This is a genomic window from Cobetia sp. MMG027 (assembly GCF_027947415.1).
Taxonomy (GTDB): Bacteria; Pseudomonadota; Gammaproteobacteria; order Pseudomonadales; family Halomonadaceae; genus Cobetia; species Cobetia marina.
In genome coordinates, this window is the sequence record NZ_JAQJIO010000005.1 from 326,710 (window position 1) to 341,797 (window position 15,088).

The window sequence follows — 15,088 nt, forward strand, 5'->3', positions numbered from 1 at the left end:
CGTGAGTCGCGACTCCACCTGGATTCATTACCGCCGCCTGCTCGGCTATGTCCGTCCGTACTGGAAGATGTTCCTGGCTGCCGTGCTGGGTTACGTCATCTATGGTGCCTCGAGCACGGCGCTGGCCGAGATGATGAAGCGCCTGATCGATGGCATTCAGAATCCTGACGCCCAGTTCAGATTGTTCCTGCCGTTGTTCGTGATCGGCATGTTCGCGATACGCGGTGTGGGGACCTTCCTGGGGACCTACTGCATGAGCGACGTGGCACGCAATGTGGTGCATACCCTGCGTACCACCGTGTTCAACCACATGCTGCATCTGCCGGGACGTTACTTCGACGAGAACTCCACCGGTCACCTGATCACCCGCGTGACCTATCACGTGGAGCAGATCACCGGCGCCGCCACCAAGGCATTGACCATCATCATGCGCGAAGGCTTCTTCGTGCTGGGTCTGCTGAGCTATCTGTTCTGGACCAACTGGAAACTCACGCTGGTATTCATCGCGGTCACGCCGCTGATCGGCTGGGTGGTCAGCTATGCCAGCAAGCGCTTCCGCAAGCTCTCCAAGCGTATCCAGGGCTCGATGGGGGAGGTCACCCATGTGGCATCCGAGGCGCTGTCCGGGCATCGCGTGGTCCGCACTCACGGTGCGGAAGATTACGAGAAGGCGCGCTTCGCTGCGGTCAGTGAGTACAACCGCGAGCAGAAGATGAAGGAGGCGTTGACCAAGGCCACCGCCACGCCGGTGATCCAGCTGTTGATCGCCGTGGCACTGGCGACCCTGGTGTGGCTGGCGATGGCGCCGGAATTGATGGCTGGCATGTCGGCGGGTGAATTCGTCGGCTTCATCACCGCGGCCTCGATGATGGCCAAGCCGGTGCGTCAGCTGACCGAGGTCAACGGCGAAATCCAGAAGGGCATGGCGGCGTCCGAGGAGCTGTTCGGGCTGCTCGACATGCCCGCGGAGCCCGACAACGGCAACGTGGTCCCGGACGGTCGCCTGGCGGGCCGGGTGCGCTTCGACAACGTCCACTTCCGTTACGCCGACAACCAGCCGGATGTGCTCAAGGGCATCGATCTGGAAGTGGAGGCCGGGCAGATGGTAGCCATCGTCGGGCGCTCAGGTTCCGGCAAGTCGACGCTGATGAGCCTGCTGCCACGGTTCTACTCGCCTACCACGGGCCGCATCCTGATCGACGACGTGGCCATCGAGGACTACAAGCTGCGCCCGATGCGCCAGCAGATCGCGCTGGTCTCCCAGAACGTGACGCTGTTCAATGCCAACCTCACCGCCAATATCGCCTACGGCACCGGGGAAGCGGATGTCCAGCGGGTCGAGGAGGCGGCGCGCGCCGCCTATGCCCACGAGTTCATCGAACGCATGAGTCAGGGCTATGACACCATCGTCGGTGACAACGGCATCATGCTCTCGGGAGGGCAGCGTCAGCGCATCGCCATCGCGCGTGCCATCTACAAGGATTCGCCGATTCTGGTGCTCGATGAGGCCACCTCGGCACTGGACACCGAGTCGGAACGCTACATCCAGCGGGCGCTGGAGGAAGTCTGTCAGGGCCGTACCACCTTCGTCATCGCGCACCGCCTGTCCACCATCGAGAAGGCGGATCGCATCCTGGTGATGGATGACGGCGAGATCATCGAAGACGGTACGCATGAAGCGTTGATCGCTCAGGAAGGGGCCTACGCCGCCCTGCATCGCATCCAGTTCCGGGAGACGGCTGACGCATGAGTGAACGACTGGTAGACGCCTGGTATCGGGGCGCCGCCTGGCTCCATCTGTTACGTCCGCTGGAGCATGTCTATAAAGGGGTGGTGGCACGCCGACGTGATGCCTATCTCACTGGCAAGCGTGAGGTCTGGAAGGCGCCGGTGCCGGTGATCGTGATCGGCAACATCACCGTCGGTGGAACCGGCAAGTCGCCGCTGGTGGCCTGGCTCGGCCGTTGGTTGAGCGAGCAGGGCTGGCGCCCGGGCATCATCTCACGGGGCTATGGTGGCCACGCGCCGCGTTACCCGCTGTATGTCCAGGCCGATACGGACCCGCAGCACGCCGGTGATGAGCCGGTGATGCTGGCTCAGCAGACCGGCCTGCCGGTGGCGGTGGACCCGGACCGTCCCAGTGCCGCGCGTCGTCTGATCGCGGCGGGGTGCGACATCCTGCTCTCCGATGACGGCTTGCAGCACCATGCGCTGGGGCGCGACATCGAGCTGGTGGTGGTGGATGGCGAGCGCGCCTTCGGCAATCAGCGGTGCCTGCCGGCGGGTCCCCTGCGGGAGCCGCTGTCACGGCTGGCGAGTGTCGATGCCGTGATCTCCAATGGGGTGATCGACTGCACCCGCCTGCCGGTGGAATCGCATTGCATGACGCTGACGCCGGTCCATTGGCGCCATCTGATCGATGATGTGCGTTATCCCGCCACTCATCAGCCATTCAGTGGCTCGGTGCATGCACTGGCCGGTATCGGCAATCCCCAGCGTTTCTTCCGTACCTTGACCAATCTGGGGGTGGAGCATCAGCCCCATCCCCTGGCGGACCATCATCGCTTCACGCCGACGGATCTGCGTTTTTCCGACAACCTGCCGGTGGTGATGACGGCCAAGGATGCCGTGAAGTGTCGCCGCTTCGCCAACGAGCGTTGCTGGGCACTGGATGTCGAGGCGCGTCCGGATCAGGCGCTGGTGGATTGGCTCGCCAACCGCCTCGAGGCGCTGTGAGCGACTGACCGATTGTTTCTTTCTTATTAGCTGTTATCCCGGAGATGTCTCGATGGACAAGGAATTGCTCGCGCTGCTGGTCTGCCCGCTTTGTCAGGCCAAGCTGACCTATGATGCGGCGAATGCCGAGCTCAAGTGCTTCTATGATGGGCTGGCCTATCCCGTGCGTGACGGCATCCCCGTCATGCTGGAAGAAGAAGCGCGCGTGATGGATGCCGACGAGAAGCTCAAGGGGAGTCGCGGCTGATGAGCGATGTGGCGCACAGCAGTGATGTGACAGGTCGTGGCGCCGTGGTGGTGATTCCGGCGCGCTTCAACTCCTCGCGCCTGCCCGGCAAGCCGTTGGCGGACATCCATGGTCGGCCGATGATCGAGCATGTCTGGCGCAATGCCTGTGCCAGTCAGGCGAGCCGTGTGGTGATCGCCACGGACGATGAGCGTATCCGCTCCGTCTGTGAGGGCTTCGGTGCCGAGGTCGTGATGACTCGTGCCGATCACCCCAGTGGCACCGATCGTCTCGCGGAAGTGGTCGAGCGGCTGGCACTGGCTCCCGAGACGCTGGTCGTCAACGTGCAGGGAGATGAGCCGTTGTTGCCTGCCGCGCTGATCGATCAGGTCACCTTGCGTCTCGAGCAAGACGAGGGGGCTTCCATCGCGACCCTGGCCGAGCCCATCACCAGTGTCGATAGCCTGTTCAATCCCAATGTGGTCAAGGTGGTGCGTGATCTGCGTGGTCGCGCGCTGTACTTCTCGCGCGCGCCGCTGCCGTGGGATCGGGAGCACTTCACCACGCCGCCGACCGTGCTGGCCACCGATTCCTGGTTGCGCCATATCGGTCTCTACGCCTATCGCGCCAGCTTTCTGAGCGAATATGTCGATTGGCTGCCGGCGCCGCTGGAGCAGCTCGAGCAGCTCGAGCAATTGCGCGCACTGCATCATGGTCATGCGATTCAGGTCGCCATCGCCTGCACCTCCCATCCTGCCGGTGTGGATACCCAGGAAGATCTCGAGCGCGTGCGTGACTGGCTGACGCAAGAGGCCGGTGATGAGTGAGTTGCTTGAGCGGATAGCGGCGCGCAGACCGCCGGTCAGACGAATTCTGATGGTCTGTCTGGGCAATATCTGTCGCTCCCCCAGCGCGGAAGGCGTACTGCGTGCCGCGCTGGCACGCCATGGGCTGGATGAGCTCATCGAGGTCGACAGCTGTGGTACCAGTGACTGGCATGTGGGCGCTCCGCCGGATTCACGTGCCATCGCGCATGCGGCTGAGCGTGGGTACGACATCAGTGGCCTGCGCGCCCGCCAGCTGTGCGTGCAGGACTTTTATGACGTCGATCTGATCCTGGTGATGGATGATGCCAACCTGAGTGACGCGCGGCGTCTGGCACCCCAGGACAGTCCGGCACTGCTTGGCCGTCTGCTGGACCTGCTGCCGACGTCGCTGCCGGCTTTGGCGCGAGGCAGTCGCGAAGTGCCGGACCCCTATACCGGGGGGCCTGCGGCCTTCGAGCAGGTGCTGGACCTGATCGACATCGCCTGTGAGGCATTGATCGATGCCTTGCCGCCTGTCACGCGGGCCCCTTCATGATGGCGCCCGACAAGTCATCGACGAGAGCATCACTGACGGCCTGCAATACCCTGGGCTTTGCCGCCACCGCACGTACCTTCAGTGAGCCACGCAGCGTGGCCGAGGCGCGTCGCCAGATTCTGGACTCGCGTGCGGCCGATGAGCGTCTGGTGGTGATCGGTGGGGGCAGCAATCTGGTGTTGCTGCCCTGGCTGGATGCCCATGTGATGCGCCCGGCCTTCGAGGCCATGACGATCACGCCGGCAGCGGATGGCAGAACCGCCACCGTGAGTGTCGAGGCGGGCAAGCGCTGGCACGCCCTGGTGATGGAGCTGGCGACAGCTGGCTGGTGGGGCTATGAGAATCTGGCCTTGATTCCCGGCTGCTGTGGCGCAGCCCCGATCCAGAACATCGGTGCCTATGGTGTCGAGCTGGCCGACCATCTGCTGCGACTGGAAGTCATGTCGCTGGAGGATGGCAGCACGCGCTGGCTGAGTCGCGAGGAGTGCGCCTTCGGCTACCGTGACAGTCTCTTCAAGGGGTCGCTTGAGCATCGCGTCCTGATCACTCGCCTGGAGTTCGTGGTGACGCGTGAAGCGACACCGCAACTGGCCTATGGGGACCTCGCTCAGCGCGTCAATGCCGCCACACCGCAAGGGGAGGCCATCACGCCATTGAGCGTGGCGAATGCCGTGATTGCCACGCGCAGTGAAAAGCTGCCGGACCCTGCGGTGCTCGGCAATGCGGGAAGCTTCTTCAAGAACCCTCAGCTTGCCGCCGACGAGGCTCGCGAGCTGTTGGCGCATCATCCGACCTTGCCGCACTACCCGCAGGCCGATGGCAGCGTGAAACTGGCGGCTGGCTGGCTGATCGACCAATGTGGCCTCAAGGGGGCACGTCGGGGTCATGTCGGCGTGCATGATCGCCAGGCGCTGGTGCTGGTTCACTTTGGGGGCGGGCAGGTCTCGGAACTGCTGGCGCTGGCACAGGAGGTGCGTGAGAGCGTTCATACGCGCTTCGGGGTCTGGCTGGAGCAGGAACCGCGCGTACTGGGAGAGATGGCCGCGACGCCTTCCTGACGGTTGGTCGGTTTGTCGAAGGTATTCCGCCACGAAAAAGCCCCGCAGAGTGATCTGCGGGGCTTTTTCGTGGCGGGTCAATCCCCTGCCTGCACCGATGAAGCCGGTGAGGCAGGGGGCAGGGCTCAACGTGACGTGCTGTCGTCGTTGTCCTGCGAGCTGACTTCTGCCTGACCCTCTGTCGCCTGAGCATCGGCGGCCGCTTTCTCGGCGGCCTCACGCTCACGACGACGAACTTCGCGCGGGTCATTGTAGGCGCGAGCACCACGGCGGCGACGTGAAGCGTTGGCGGTCCCGGCTGCCTCATCTTGCTTGTCATCGCTCGCAGGTGCCTGAGCGTCTGCCGCGGCGATGTCGTCATCCTGTGCTGGCGTTTCCGTCTGCACGGAGGCGGTCGCCTCGACATCTTCCAGAGCGGGCTCTGCTGGCGCAGCCTCTGCCTGAGACGCATCAGGCTGTGCATCGGCCTGAGTCGACGCCAGCGGGGTCGCGGCAGATTCCGTCTGTGGCTGCTGCACTTCCGGCTTGGCGGCTTCAGACTGTCCTGCATCTTGCTCGGCAGGTGCAGTCTCAGGAGTCGCTTCTACCTGAGCTGTCGCCTCTGGCTGCGTCGCCGCTTCGCTGGCGTCTTCTGCTGTCGCAGTCGGCGCAGCGTCGCTGGCGTGCTCAGTGCGATGGGGGGTGTCTGCTTCCACGCAAGCTTCGGTCTCGGCCACGGACGCCGTCTCCTGCGGCATCACGCTGTCCTTCAGCGCCTGGCTATCGACGGCCGCTTCCGGTGCGGTCTCCACCGCGACGTGCTCCTGTACCGCGCTGTCATCCGCCTTGACGTCCGTTGCTGTCACATCGGCCTCGGCATCGGACACGGTTTCAGAGGTGTCGGCATCGGTCTTGGTCGTTGCGCTCAGCGTCTCGGCCTGCGCTTGATGAGCGCTGGCCTGCTGCGGTGCATGCTGCTCAGTACGCTGGGTGGCGTGCTGTTCAGTGCGCTGAGCCTGATGGGGCGTGGCAGGCGCGGTGCTGGAGTCGTTGACCTCGGCAGAGTCATGCCGTGTCGTCACGTCCTGTTGCAGGGCTTGCGTGCTGGGCGCACTGATTTCCGGCGCCTCTGGCGTCTCGGCGACCGACGGCTGCTCATCAGGCGTGGCGTCGTCAGCGGTCACAGCCACGGCCGGCGTCACGTCCGTCTCCACCTTGGCGCTGACGTCGGCACTGGTGCCGGCAGGCGCTGCCTTGTCGCCGTCGCTGTCAGCGACGACAGCTTGCGCTTGCGGTTCACTGCTCTCGACCGTCTCAGGCGCGACCTTCACGCCTTCGGCACCTTCCTCGGCAACAGCGGGAACCGGTTGCTGCGGTGCTGCGGTCGAGGCGACGTCATCGAGCACGGTGTCGGCTGGCTGAGCGCTCTGCGCCTGCGGGCCGGCCAGTGCCATGGCCTTCAGGGACTGCTGCTGAGCGACGGCATCGGGATTGAGTGCATGGCTGCGGCTACGAGCGCGCGGATTGTTGCGCGTCGGCTGCTGGACATCGTCTGCCTGCTGCTCGCTCTGCTGGGCCTGTTCTGCCGCCTTGATGGACTCGCGAGCATGATGGCTGTTGACCTGCTCTGCCTTGTCCGCCTTGGAAGGCTTCTCACGGCGCGCCGGCTTGTCATCACGCTTGGCAGCATTGTCCTGCTTGGCATCGTTCTGCTTCGCATCGCTCTTGGCATCATTGCCGGACGGCGCCTTGACAGGCGTCTGTGCGTCGGATGTCTTCTCCGTCGCTTCTGCCTGCGGTTTGCTGTCGTTGGTCACGATGTCCTGAGCGTTGTCCTGACGCGACTCGCTGGACTTGCGACGATTGCCACGGTCATTGCGCTGACGACGCTTGTTGTTGCTGCGACCCTCGGAGCGGTTGTCGCTCTGGTTGTCGTTGCGACTGTCGTTGCGACCATCGTTGTCGTTGCCGCGCGTGTCCTGCTGACGAGAGTCCTGCTGACGCGAGTCCTGCTGGCGTGAATCGCCCTCGGCGTTGCGGCGACGATTGTCGTTGCGTGCGTTGCCGCGGTTGGCATTGCGGCCATCCTTGCGTGCATTGCCGTCGGTTGAGGCTTCGCTGACGCTTTCGCGACGCTCGCGTGCCTTTTCCAGTGCCTTGCGGGCTTCGCTGGACTTGGCCGGTGTCGCGCTGGCGCTGTCGTCGCTGCCCAGCAGGCGGCTGAAGCCCTTGGCCAGACGTGCCAGCAGACCGCCGCCGGAAGGGGCTGCTGCCGGTGCCTGGGTGGCCGGGGTCGCTGTGGCCTCGGATTTGCTCACCGCATTGCGCCCGTCATTGCGAGAGGTCTGACGGTTGTCGTTGCGATTGGCATTGCGACCGTCATTACGAGTGTCGCTGCGCGATCCCTGACGACTGTCGTTGCGAGTCTCGCTCTGGCTGTCGTTGCGATTGTCGTTGCGATTGTCGTTGCGGCTGCGGTTATTGCTGCCATTGCCATTGCGACGACGGTTGCCGCTCTTGGCATTGTCGTTGCCGTTGCCGTTGCCGTTGCCGTTGCTGGAAGCGGAGGTGTTCTCGTCAGTCTCGGCGGGCTCGGCAGGCTTGCTGACTTCCGGTGCGGAGGCGGGGGCTGGTGTCGTGTGGGACACACTCTTGACCGCCGCTTCGGTGCGTGCCGGTGGCTTGTCGAAGTTCGGATCCGGCTCCTTGCCGACTTCGGTCTCGACGGACAGCTCGAAGCTGGACTTGTCGGCACCGTCTTCATCGACATGGTCATCACGCAGACGCACGACTTCGTAGTGCGGCGTGTCGAGTTCCGGGTTCGGCAGCAGCACGACATTGACGCCCTGACGACGCTCGATGTCGAATAGCGTGGCGCGCTTCTCGTTGAGCAGGTAGGTCGCGACCGGCACCGGCAGGATGGCGCGGATCTGCGAGCTGCGCTCCTTCATGGCCTCTTCCTCGATCAGGCGCATGATCGAGAGCGCCATGGAGCGCACGTCGCGGATGGTGCCCTGGCCGTCACAGCGCGGGCAGACCACGCCGCTGGTCTCGCCCAGTGACGGACGCAGGCGCTGACGCGACATTTCCATCAGGCCGAAGCGTGAGATGCGACCGATCTGCACGCGAGCGCGGTCGATCTTGAGCGCGTCTCGCACGCGATTCTCGACTTCACGCTGATTGCGCGCCGGGGTCATGTCGATGAAATCGATCACCACCAGGCCGCCGATGTCACGCAGACGCAGCTGGCGCGCGATCTCGTCCGCCGCTTCCAGATTGGTCTGCAGCGCGGTTTCCTCGATATCGCTGCCACGCGTGGCACGCGCGGAGTTGATGTCGATGGAGACGAGAGCTTCGGTGTGGTCGATGACGATGGCGCCACCGGAAGGCAGCTTCACTTCGCGCTGATAGGCGGTCTCGATCTGGGATTCGATCTGGAAGCGCGAGAACAGCGGGACGTCGTCTTCGTAGAGCTTGATCTTCTGCTGATAGCTCGGCATGACCTGACGGACGAAGGACAGGGCTTCTTCCTGGACGTCACCGGAATCGATCAGCACCTCACCGATGTCATTGCGCAGATAGTCGCGCATGGCACGGATGATGACATTGGATTCACGATAGATCAGGAAGGGGGCAGGGCGGCTGGCGGCAGCCTTGGTGACGGCATCCCAGACCTGAGCCAGATAGTCGAGGTCCCATTGGAGCTCTTCTGCGCTCTTGCCGATACCGGCGGTGCGTACGATGACGCCCATCTTGTCCGGCAGGGTGAGGCTGTTCATCGCCTCTTTCAGCTGGGCGCGCTCTTCCCCCTCGATGCGGCGGGAGATGCCACCGGCACGCGGGTTGTTGGGCATCAGCACGAGGAAGCGGCCGGCCAGACTGATGAAGGTGGTCAGGGCGGCGCCCTTGTTGCCACGCTCTTCCTTGTCGACCTGGACGATGACTTCCTGGCCTTCCTTGAGCACTTCCTTGATGTTGGGGCGGCCTTGGCCCGGGTCCTTGCTGAAGTACTCGCGGGAGATTTCCTTGAGCGGCAGGAAGCCGTGGCGATCGGCGCCGAAATCGACGAAGCAGGCTTCCAGGCTGGGCTCGATGCGGGTGATCTTGCCGCGGTAGATGTTGGCTTTCTTCTGCTCGCGGGCACCAGACTCGATGTCGAGATCGTAAAGGCGTTGTCCGTCGACCAGTGCGACGCGCAGCTCTTCCGGCTGGGTCGCGTTGATGAGCATCCGTTTCATGTCGTCTCGCTAGACTGGGCGTGCCGAAGGGCAGCCGCATTTGCGTCGGCGACGAGGAACCGTTTTCAGCTTCGTGTTGTGCTCAGCGCATGTCGTGGGATGCGTCTTTCGCATGCAGGCACGTCTCGTGACGTGCCACATGCGGCATGATCATGTTGAGTACTGGAAAGAGGCAGGACGTGTTGCGGGGAACGTTGACTCCTCCGGCCCTGCGGTCTCTTCCCTAACACCTGGCATTCGCCGATTCATCGACGCCGGCCTTCGGCACGGATATCGAATGATTGCCCGGGCATCATGCCCGGGCGGTAGTGTGTCATTGGCCCACCAGAAGGCTGGGCATTGCATCGTGTTGCTGCGCTCGAGGGCAGTGACGTGTCTCGCGGGGAGGTGGCGTCACGGCCGGTCGCGCTGCGGCGCGCGGGGTAACACGTCCCGCGCCCGCTGATAGCGTTACCTCGCCATCTCTGGCGCGGACGTTATCGATGTCTTTCGTCATGATGCTGGCCAGCCAGCGGCATTGGACGACTGTCCGTGAGGCGGCATTCGTGATCTGCAATCGGCAGACCCGTTGCGCAGGACAGCACGCGGCCGACAGTCCAGGTGACAACAGGGTGCGTGAAGACTCTGCACGGTGCTGACGTCGGTGCGCATTGTTTCGTCGTGGGCCGGCTGGCCCTGTTCACGTGGTCTGCATGGGGTTTCACGCCGCATGCAGAACCGTCTACCTCGCCGTCTCGGCGGGGTCGTGACGCGGGTGATCGGGCATATAGAGAAGGCCCATCTCACTGGGCCCGAATATACCAGTAAAGGTATGGGCCAGCAATTCGGCAGGCATATCAAATGCTTCGCCCGAATGCCCGCCATTCGTCCCGGGTTTCGCGGCCTTGAGCGGCGCAGCCAGAGCCCTCCGATGGCGGGATGATTCCCCATTGGTCGCATGACACCGTAGAATGGCCAGTCTGAGTGCGCCCCGGCGTACGGCAACATGATGAACAGGCCGCGCGAAGGCGAGGCCGGAAAGGAGCGAGACATGGCCGAGGGCCAATCAGTCCAGTGGATCGAGGTTGCCCCGGAACTGGCCGGGCAGCGCATCGACAATTTCCTGCGTACACGTCTCAAGGGGGCACCCAAGGCCTTGATCTATCGCATCGTGCGCAAGGGTGAGGTTCGGGTGAACAAGAAGCGCATCAAGGTCGACTATCGCCTGCAGGCGGGAGACCTGGTGCGCGTACCGCCACTGCGCCTGTCGCCAGAAGCCGCGGTGCAGGAAGTCAGTGGCAATCTGCGTGAGGTGCTGGCGGGCTGCATCGTGCGCGAGACCGATGATTTCATGGTCATCAACAAGCCGTCCGGTCTCGCCGTGCACGGCGGGAGCGGCGTCAAGATCGGGCTGATCGAGGCCATGCGTCAGATTCGTGATGAACTGCCGTTTCTGGAGCTGGTCCATCGTCTGGATCGTGATACCTCCGGCTGCATCCTGCTGGCCAAGACGCGTGCGGCGTTGCTGCAGCTCAATGCGGACCTCAAGGCCCACAAGATGACCAAGCTGTATCTGGCGCTGGTGGAAGGGCGCTGGGACTCGCGGCGTGATTACGTCAATGCACCGCTTGAGCGTTACGACGGCGGCAACGGGGAGCGTCGCGTGCGCGTCGACGAGGCCGGCAAGACGGCCAGTACCCGTTATGCGGTGCGCGAAGCCTATCCCAGCATGACGCTGGTCGAGGCCGAGCCGATCACCGGGCGTACCCACCAGATTCGTGTGCACTCCGTGCATGCCGGTCACCCGCTGCTCGGCGATACCAAGTACGGGACCGAGCGCGGCAATGCGCTGGCGAAGAAGGTCGGGCTGGAGCGCCTGTTCCTGCATGCCGCTCAGCTCAGCTTCCCGGACCCCACCGACGGGCGGACCGTGACGGTCCGTGCGCCGCTGGACAAGCGCATGAAGCGCGTCCTTGCCAATGCTCGAGAATTGGGAGCCCGTCATGACTGACGCCTCTGCGGTACTGCCTTCACCTCGCTATCGTCTGGTCATCTTCGATTGGGACGGTACCTTGATGGACTCCGAGGCACGCATCGTCGATTGCCTGCAGGCGGCCTCGCTGGCGGTCGGCATGGGAGAGCTTCCGGCGCATGCCGCGCGCGACATCATCGGTCTCGGATTGCCGGAGGCCATGGCGCGGCTGTTCCCCGGAGCTTCGGCTGCCCAGTGCGAGGCACTGGTCGAGGCCTACAAGCAGCATTTCGTGGCAGTCGATACCACGCCATTGGATTTCTTTCCGGGTGTGGAAAATGGCATCGAACGTCTGCGAGCTCACCCGGAGCAGCTGCTGGCCGTCGCGACGGGCAAGAGTCGTCGCGGGCTGGATCGGATGTTCCAGGCCCATGACTGCGGTGACTGGTTCCACGCCTCGCGTACCGCGGACATGACGCTGTCCAAGCCGCATCCACTGATGCTCGAAGAGCTGCTGGCCGAGTTGAACGTTGAGGCGCATGAGGCGCTGATGGTCGGCGATACCGAATATGATCTCGAGATGGCGCGTGCGCTGGGCATGCACAGTGTCGGTGTCACCTATGGCGTGCACAGCGTGCCGCGACTCGAGGCCTGTGCCCCACAGCGCATCGTCTCGCACTTCGATGAATTGATGGAGTGGCTTGGCGCGGTCAGATGATGACGGTGTCCTGCCCATGACAGGAGCAGCAAGCGATGAGTGACAGGCCGCAGGATCCCTGGCGTGAAGGGCCAGGTGGCAAGGACGAGGGTGAAGCGGGCGCGAGCGGACAGGGCGCTGACAGCGCTGCCACCTCCAGCAGCGAGGTGGACTGGCAGGCGCGTGAGCGTACCGTGCAGCTCGAGATGATGGACCGCTGGGTGCAGGGCGTGGTCACCGAGCAACGGCGCTCCAGGCGCTGGAAGCTGTTCTTTCGCTTCCTGTTCGCGTTGTTGTTCATTGCCTCGATCGCGACATCCGTGACCCTCTTCACGCTCGGCAGCCAGCCGGCAGCCTTGCCCGGTGAACGGCACCTCGGTGTCGTGCGCGTCAAGGGCGTGATCGAGGCGGATGGCGAAGCCAATGCCGAGCGCATCATCAAGGGCCTGCGAGCGGCCAATGAGTCGCCGGCCTCCGTGGCGGTGGTGCTGGATATCAATTCCCCCGGCGGCAGTCCCGTGCAGTCCCAGCGCGTCTATGACGAGTTGATGCGCATGCGGGAGCAGGGTGGCAAGCCGGTGATCGCCGTGATCGAGGATCTCGGGGCGAGTGGCGCCTATTACATGGCAGCCGGCGCCGGCGAGATTCTCGCGGCACCGTCGAGTCTGGTCGGGTCCATCGGGGTGATCTCCTCGAGCTTCGGGCTGAAGGGGCCGATGGAAGAGCTGGGGATCGAGCGACGTGTGTTCACGGCAGGTGACAACAAGGCGTTTCTCGATCCCTTCTCCGAGATCTCGCCTGAGCAGCGCGACTTCTGGCAGAACGTGCTGGCCACGACTCACCAGCAGTTCATCGCGGCGGTCAAGGCCGGGCGCGGTGAGCGGCTCAAGGACGATCCGGCGCTGTTCTCCGGACTGATCTGGACCGGCGAGCAGGCTCGCGCGCTCGGGCTTGTGGATCGCACCGCAACGCTTGAGGAGCTGGCCGCCGAGCTGGCGCCGCAGGGTGGCGTGCATGATTACACGCCGCGTCAGGATCCCTTCGAGCGCTTCACGCGGCGCTTTGCCGGTGTGATGGCCAGCGCGTTGGGGCTTGACGCCAATGTCTCGCCGGTCAGCTATCGCCTGCCCTAGCCCTCCAGCAGTGGATCCAGTCCTGCCTCACGCAACAGTTCGCACAGGCGAATCAGCGGCAGGCCGATCAGGGTGTTGGGATCACGTCCCTCGAGACGCTCGAAGAGCGTGATGCCCAACCCCTCCATGCGAAAGCTGCCGGCCGAGTCCAGCGGGCATTCGCGCTCGACGTAACGCGTGATCTCCTGCTCGCTCAGCGTGCGAAACACCACGTCGTAGCTTTCATGGCAGACCCAGTGTCGCGCGCTGTGTGTGTCCATCAGCGCCAGGCCGGTGACGAAGCGGACTCGGCGTCCCGAGAAGCGTGTCAGCTGAGCGCGGGCGGCGGCCAGGTCCTGTGGCTTGCCGAGGATCTCGCCCCCGAAGACGGCCACCTGGTCGCTGCCGATGATCAAGTGGTGTGAATAGGCCTCCGCCAGGGCGTTGGCCTTGCCCAGGGACAGGCGATGGACCAGTGCCTCGGGAGATTCCGTGGGACGAGGGGTTTCATCGATGTCAGGCGCCCCCCATGTGTAGGGGAGTCCGAGTCGATCAAGCAAGGCTCGGCGCCAGCGGGAGCTGGAAGCCAGTACCAGTCGTGTCATGGCGTTGTTCTCTTTTTGGGCTCTCGATTCGTGCATGCGTTCGGGACGCGAAGGGGGCGGAGCATGAGAGGGGTAGAAGGTCGAGAGGGGCCGGCGCGCGCGTGATTCTCCGTGTGATGCATCGCCGCCATGCTTTCTCACGACAACTCGTTGATATGCTTGAGATTGGAGGATGCCGCAAATCCTCTCGGCATTGAAGCGACACAGGCGTACAATCGCGCGCTGAAGGATCCGCCTGACCTCATCTGCGCTCATGCTCGGGTCGGGTGGCGCGGAAAGGCCGCCATGCCGTGGGCTGGCAGAATGAACAAGTTGCTCATGCATTTTGACACCGGGAGGGGGAATCCCTATTATGGCGCGCCTATGTTGACCACAAGACTGCCGACCAAGGTCGAGCCCTACCGGCTGGCGTCAGCGGGAAAACGCCTTGAAGGCGTGATTCCTCTGGCGGACATGCCCCGTGTAGTTGAAGCGATCGGTGCGCAGGAGGGTGACGTGAGCATCACGTTGGCCTTTGACATCGATACTCAGCGTCGCAGCTTCATCGAGGGCAGCATCGCCTTCGAGGCAAGTCTGCTGTGCCAGCGCTGCCTGGGACCTACCGAGCCGGAACCGCTTTCCAGCGAATTCCTGTTGGGACTGGTCACCAATGACGCACTGGCATCGCAGCTGCCCGGTGAGTACGAGCCGGTAGTGGTGGAAAACGAACAGCTGGATCTCCTGTCAGTGATCGAGGATGAAGTGCTCCTTGTCCTGCCGCAGGTGGTCTACCACGAGGAGGCCGATTGTGCCGTCTCTCGCGACCAGCTGGCCAGCGGTGTGGAACCCGAGGCCTCGGACGCACCCGCTGTGAATCCATTCAGTGTGCTTGGCACCCTGAAGGACAAGCACTGAACTCAATTTGTCGACAAGATTGGAGTAATTCCCATGGCAGTTCAGCAGAACCGCAAAACCCGTTCCAAGCGTGGCATGCGTCGCAGCCACGACGCCCTGACTGCACCGACCCTGTCCCAGGACAAGGAAACCGGTACAGTTCACCTGCGTCACCACGTGTCTGCCGACGGTTTCTACCGTGGCCGTAAAGTCGTCGATGCCTAAAGCATTGATGCAGCGCACGGCGTAAC

General features: G+C 63.8%; 13 protein-coding genes. 11 read left to right on the forward strand and 2 right to left on the reverse strand.

The features are described from left to right. Position 1 precedes the first annotated feature (1 nt). Genes msbA through murB form a run of 6 tightly spaced genes read left to right on the forward strand, consistent with a single transcriptional unit; the run spans position 2 to position 5,382 of the window. On the forward strand, positions 2-1,750 hold the full coding sequence (gene msbA / locus PJK54_RS08925) for a lipid A export permease/ATP-binding protein MsbA (protein WP_254696427.1): 1,749 nt from the start codon (positions 2-4) through the stop codon (positions 1,748-1,750). Continuing rightward, positions 1,747-2,736: a tetraacyldisaccharide 4'-kinase gene (gene lpxK, locus PJK54_RS08930; protein WP_271302665.1), complete on the forward strand. Its 990-nt coding sequence runs from the start codon at positions 1,747-1,749 to the stop codon at positions 2,734-2,736. Before msbA ends, lpxK begins: the two co-directional genes overlap by 4 nt. A gap of 52 nt (positions 2,737-2,788) precedes the next feature. Then, positions 2,789-2,983 carry a Trm112 family protein gene (locus PJK54_RS08935; protein ID WP_077372055.1) on the forward strand — a complete coding sequence of 65 codons (195 nt, stop codon included), beginning with the start codon at positions 2,789-2,791 and terminating at the stop codon, positions 2,981-2,983. Beyond that, positions 2,983-3,789 carry a 3-deoxy-manno-octulosonate cytidylyltransferase gene (gene kdsB / locus PJK54_RS08940; RefSeq protein ID WP_271302666.1) on the forward strand — a complete coding sequence of 269 codons (807 nt, stop codon included), beginning with the start codon at positions 2,983-2,985 and terminating at the stop codon, positions 3,787-3,789. The genes PJK54_RS08935 and kdsB overlap by 1 nt, the downstream gene beginning before the upstream one ends. Then, positions 3,782-4,324: a low molecular weight protein-tyrosine-phosphatase gene (locus PJK54_RS08945; protein ID WP_271302667.1), complete on the forward strand. Its 543-nt coding sequence runs from the start codon at positions 3,782-3,784 to the stop codon at positions 4,322-4,324. Before kdsB ends, PJK54_RS08945 begins: the two co-directional genes overlap by 8 nt. After that, a complete protein-coding gene (gene murB / locus PJK54_RS08950; protein ID WP_271302668.1) occupies positions 4,321-5,382 on the forward strand; it encodes a UDP-N-acetylmuramate dehydrogenase in 1,062 nt (353 codons plus the stop codon). Before PJK54_RS08945 ends, murB begins: the two co-directional genes overlap by 4 nt. 125 nt (positions 5,383-5,507) lie before the next feature. On the opposite strand, the gene rne is transcribed toward murB, so the two are convergent. After that, positions 5,508-9,599, reverse strand: a complete 4,092-nt coding sequence (gene rne / locus PJK54_RS08955; protein ID WP_271302669.1) for a ribonuclease E — start codon at positions 9,597-9,599, stop codon at positions 5,508-5,510. A 1,030-nt stretch (positions 9,600-10,629) separates the two neighbouring features. On the opposite strand from rne, the gene rluC reads away from it, so the two are divergent. Genes rluC through sppA form a run of 3 tightly spaced genes read left to right on the forward strand, consistent with a single transcriptional unit; the run spans position 10,630 to position 13,380 of the window. Then, a complete protein-coding gene (gene rluC, locus PJK54_RS08960; RefSeq protein ID WP_077372067.1) occupies positions 10,630-11,589 on the forward strand; it encodes a 23S rRNA pseudouridine(955/2504/2580) synthase RluC in 960 nt (319 codons plus the stop codon). Further along, on the forward strand, positions 11,582-12,268 hold the full coding sequence (locus PJK54_RS08965; RefSeq protein WP_136938267.1) for an HAD-IA family hydrolase: 687 nt from the start codon (positions 11,582-11,584) through the stop codon (positions 12,266-12,268). Before rluC ends, PJK54_RS08965 begins: the two co-directional genes overlap by 8 nt. 35 nt (positions 12,269-12,303) lie before the next feature. Next, the gene (gene sppA, locus PJK54_RS08970; RefSeq protein ID WP_271302670.1) at positions 12,304-13,380 is read left to right on the forward strand and encodes a signal peptide peptidase SppA; all 1,077 of its coding nucleotides are present in this window, start codon (positions 12,304-12,306) and stop codon (positions 13,378-13,380) included. Here the strand turns inward: sppA and PJK54_RS08975 are convergent. Further along, on the reverse strand, positions 13,377-13,964 hold the full coding sequence (locus tag PJK54_RS08975) for a Maf family protein (RefSeq protein ID WP_271302671.1): 588 nt from the start codon (positions 13,962-13,964) through the stop codon (positions 13,377-13,379). The genes sppA and PJK54_RS08975 overlap by 4 nt on opposite strands. A gap of 363 nt (positions 13,965-14,327) precedes the next feature. Between PJK54_RS08975 and PJK54_RS08980 the strand changes: the two genes are divergently transcribed. Together PJK54_RS08980 and rpmF are read left to right on the forward strand one after the other, a co-directional pair. Further along, positions 14,328-14,858: a YceD family protein gene (locus tag PJK54_RS08980; RefSeq protein ID WP_077372076.1), complete on the forward strand. Its 531-nt coding sequence runs from the start codon at positions 14,328-14,330 to the stop codon at positions 14,856-14,858. A 33-nt stretch (positions 14,859-14,891) separates the two neighbouring features. Then, a complete protein-coding gene (gene rpmF / locus PJK54_RS08985) occupies positions 14,892-15,062 on the forward strand; it encodes a 50S ribosomal protein L32 (RefSeq protein ID WP_065392644.1) in 171 nt (56 codons plus the stop codon). Positions 15,063-15,088 lie beyond the last annotated feature (26 nt).